Here is a 3546-nt window from a genome sequence, read left to right as displayed (position 1 = left end):
CGCGAGGCGCTGGCGGCGACGTGGCTCGCCGGCAACAGCGACGACTACGCCGACACCCCGGTCCGCTTCGACGAGGTGGCGATGATGGTCGTCAAGGAGAACCGAGCGCTCCTGCGCCACCACGTCAACTGCTTCGGCGAGATGGAGCCGCTCTCCTAGGCGGCGCGCCCGGCCCCGGGCTCCCGGGGCCGGGTTTCCCCGAAATCCGGCCCCTGTACCATGAAAGCGTACATATCCGTACGTTTTCATGGTACACTCCGTTTGTCGGACAAATCCGTACGGTTTTGTCCCGACGCTCCGAGACTCGGGCGCGCCGGACCGAATGCGGCGAGGCGCGCCCCCCACGCTAGAGAGGACGCGACCCATGCGCACGATAGCCATTTCCAACTACAAGGGCGGCGTCGGCAAGACGACGACCGCCGTGAACCTGGCGGCGATCTTCGCCGCCCGGGNGCGATGCCCGCGGCCACGGCGTAGCCGGTGCCGTCGGGGGCGTCGGCCCCGGTCTTGGCGTAGGGCTCCTCGGGGACCTCGGGCGTGTCGGGGTTGTCCACGACGACGCTCTGCTCGGCGGAGTCGATGTCCTCGTGGGTCGCAACGACGTTGCCGGCGGAGTCCAGGACCTTCTCGAAGACGACGAGCTCGTCTCCCTCGGCCAGGCCCTCGGTGTCGAACTCGAAGGTCACCTCGACGGTGCCGGAGGGCGCCTCGGGCTCGAAGGGCGTGCGCGCAGTCACCTCGTTGCCGTCCTTGTCGAGGAACGGCTCTCCGGTGCCCTTGTCCATGAGCGTGCCCACGGCGATGTAGGTCTCGCCGGGGACGAGGCCCTTGTAGGCCACCGNGCCGCCGCCTGCGGGGGATCCCCCGCGCCCCTAGAGAGACGCGCCCGCCGCGCGGCGGGCCCGAGGAAAGGAATCCGCCATGGAAGAGGAAGCCGGCGCCGCCAAAGGCAAGGAGCGCCGCGTCACGTTCCGCATGGAGGGAGGCGACTACGACGCGCTCTGCGAGCGGTGCGAGCGCGCCGGCCTCAGCAAGTCGGAGTACCTGCGCTACCTCGTTCGCATACCGCTGTCGACGGAGGCCAACGCGGGAGACGAGCACCGCATACTCGTGGACCGCAGGGCCCTTTGGTCGATGTCTCGGGAGCTCACGAAGTGGGGCTACCACTACAACCAGGCAGTGCACGCGATGAACCTCATCAACTTCCACGCCCGTCACGGGCACGTCGACCGGGACCTCGTCGCGGAGAGCATCCCGACGATCGAGCGAGAGCTCGCCGACGTGAACGGCGCGGCCCGCGAGATGGCGGCGGAGCTCGGTCGCATCGGCGCCGACTCGCTCGTGGAGGGCTCGCCATGCCGATCCTGAAGCCGATAAGCGGCCACGGCTCGACGGGTGGCATCCGCCGCTACCTCGAGAAGGGAGGCCGCGCCCTGGCGCGCGACCTGTTCAACCTGAGCTACGACGAGCGCGATGCCGGCGCACTGGGAGACGAGGCCAAGGAGGCCTGCGCCTGGGACGCCGAGATGGACGCCACGCGCGCCGCCTTCGGCACGGACGCCCCCTGGAGGGGAAAGCCCGCGCGGACGTTCAAGCACTTCGTGCTCTCGCCGGACCCCGGCGACGACATCGACCTGGCGGCGCTGCGCGAGCTCGCGTGCTCGTGGGCTCTCAAGCACTTCGGCGACCACGAGATCGCCATCGTCTACCACGACGACAACGCCCGCGGCATACCACACGCGCACATCGTCGTGAACAACGTTAACCTCCGCACCGGCTACCGCATGCAGACCCAGCACCCCGAGGACCTCAACCGGGACCTTCAGGACATGGCCCGCGAGCGCGGGCTGTCCGGGCTCTCCAACGACCGGGCTCCCGAATCGCCGTCGAAGGCGCGCGGGCGGGCAGGCGCGGGCGTGCCCAGGAGCCTCAGGAGCGTCTACCTGGGCCGGGCCGAGAAGGAGATCATGCGCTCGGGCGGCTACTCGTGGGTTGGCGACATCCGCGCCCGCGTCGCGCTCGCCAAGACCACGGCGCGCGACGAGGCGGAGTTCCTCGGCATCCTAGACGCCCTGGGCGTGCACGTCGCCGACAACTCGGCCAAGGCGCGGCGGGACGACTGGGTGTTCAGCCTGACCGAGGAGCCGTCCAAGAAGGTCAGCGGCGAGCGCCTGGGGTNCCAACTACAAGGGCGGCGTCGGCAAGACGACGACCGCCGTGAACCTGGCGGCGATCTTCGCCGCCCGGGGCCTTCGGACCCTGCTCGTCGACCTCGACCCGCAGGCGTCGGCCACCGACTTCTTCGGCCTCTACGGCCGGGCCGCCTCCGAGCGGCGCACATCGGTCGAGCTGCTCTACGGCGGCGCGCCCGTGGAGGAGGTCGCCTACGCCGCCGGGGAGGGCCTCGACGTGGTGGCCTCGACCATCGACCTCGTCGACCAGAACGAGATGCTCCTGCGCGAGCAGCGCCTCAAGTTCGCGCTCGACGACGCCTCGGGCTCCTACGACGCCTGCCTCATCGACTGCAGCCCCGTGATGCGCAGGCTCGCCTTCAACGCCTACCTCGCCGCCGCGGAGGGCGGCATGGTCGTCATCCCCGTGAAGCTCGACTCCACCGTGATGCGCGGCACGGCGCTCACCGTGGAGGCGACGCGCTCAATCGCGGACGCCCTGCGCATGCCCACGCCCAGATGGAAGATACTGCGCACCTGCGTTCCCGGCCGCATGACCAACGCGGAGGCAACGGGCGCGGCCGTGCTCGACGGGTTCTTCCCGGACGAGCAGTTCGAGACGGTGATCCACGCGAGCAGCAAGGTCTGCGAGGGCAGCTGGCAGTGGAAGCCGGTGGCGGCCTTCGAGCCGGGGAGCCGCCCCGCGCGCGACTACGAGGCGCTCGCAGACGAGGTGTGCCGTGAGCTCACCTAGCCGGGTGGCCGCGGGCTTCACCATCACGGGGCTCCTCGACGGCGCGTCGCGCACCCGCGGGCGCTACCCGGTGTCCGAGATAGCGGTGGCAGACATCGCCGACCACCCGGCGAACGCCGCGTACTCCATGGACCCGGCCGGCATAGTCGAGCTCGCCGAGTCCATACGAAAGGACGGCCTCACCGACCTGCCGCTCGTTTGCAAGGTGGGCGACGGCTCGTGGCAGATGGTCTCCGGGCACCGCCGCAAGGCCGCCTACGCGCTGCTCGCCAAGGACGACCCCTCCTACGAGAGGATGCCCTGCCGCGTGATAGAGGGCATCGACGACGAGCGGGCGGTGACGCTGCTCCACGCCGCGAACTACTTCACCCGCGCGCTCACCGTGACCGAGCGCGCCGCCGCGACCGAGGCGCTCAGGGGCGACGCCGTGCGCCTGCGCTCCGAGGACCCGTCGCTTTCCGGCATGCGCGTCGACGACGTGAAGGCCGCCATCATCGAGCGGCAGACGGGCCGCAAGGTCTCCGGCAAGACCATCGCGCGCGAGGAGAGGCTCGCCCGCCGGATCGCCGAGGACCTCTCGCCCGAGTGGGCCGCCGAGGCCGACCGCGGCAACCTCAGCGC

General features: G+C 70.5%; 2 protein-coding genes and 4 pseudogenes. 5 read left to right on the top strand and 1 reads right to left on the bottom strand.

Features of this window, described 5'->3' with window-relative positions; all coding sequences use genetic code 11:
* Positions 1-247: 247 nt before the first annotated feature.
* Positions 248-415: pseudogene (locus C1719_RS16340) on the top strand (ParA family protein); the annotation flags it as partial.
* A 148-nt stretch (positions 416-563) separates the two neighbouring features.
* Here C1719_RS16340 and C1719_RS16185 read toward each other — a convergent pair.
* Positions 564-839 (bottom strand): annotated as a pseudogene (locus tag C1719_RS16185) (VaFE repeat-containing surface-anchored protein); the annotation flags it as partial.
* Positions 840-921: 82 nt separating this feature from the next.
* On the opposite strand from C1719_RS16185, the gene C1719_RS05020 reads away from it, so the two are divergent.
* The 4 genes and pseudogenes from C1719_RS05020 to C1719_RS05005 all read left to right on the top strand — a co-directional run.
* On the top strand, positions 922-1368 hold the full coding sequence (locus C1719_RS05020; protein WP_042433194.1) for a CopG family transcriptional regulator: 447 nt from the start codon (positions 922-924) through the stop codon (positions 1366-1368).
* A pseudogene (locus C1719_RS16335) lies at positions 1356-1802 on the top strand (relaxase/mobilization nuclease domain-containing protein); the annotation flags it as partial. The gene C1719_RS05020 and the pseudogene C1719_RS16335, both read left to right, overlap by 13 nt.
* A gap of 379 nt (positions 1803-2181) precedes the next feature.
* Positions 2182-2925 (top strand): annotated as a pseudogene (locus C1719_RS05010) (ParA family protein); the annotation flags it as partial.
* A partial coding sequence (locus C1719_RS05005; protein WP_102375931.1) for a ParB/RepB/Spo0J family partition protein occupies positions 2912-3546 on the top strand: 635 nt, incomplete at its 3' end. The pseudogene C1719_RS05010 and the gene C1719_RS05005, both read left to right, overlap by 14 nt.

Source organism: Raoultibacter massiliensis (assembly GCF_900199545.1).
In the GTDB taxonomy this organism is placed as follows: Bacteria; Actinomycetota; Coriobacteriia; order Coriobacteriales; family Eggerthellaceae; genus Raoultibacter; species Raoultibacter massiliensis.
Note: the sequence above shows the minus strand (reverse complement) of the source record. Positions and strands in the feature narration are given on the sequence as shown.

Bases quoted from the DNA above. Each gene is read 5' to 3' on its own strand.
- C1719_RS05020 (WP_042433194.1), top strand. From the start codon at position 922: ATGGAAGAGGAAGCCGGCGCCGCCAAAGGCAAGGAGCGCCGCGTCACG.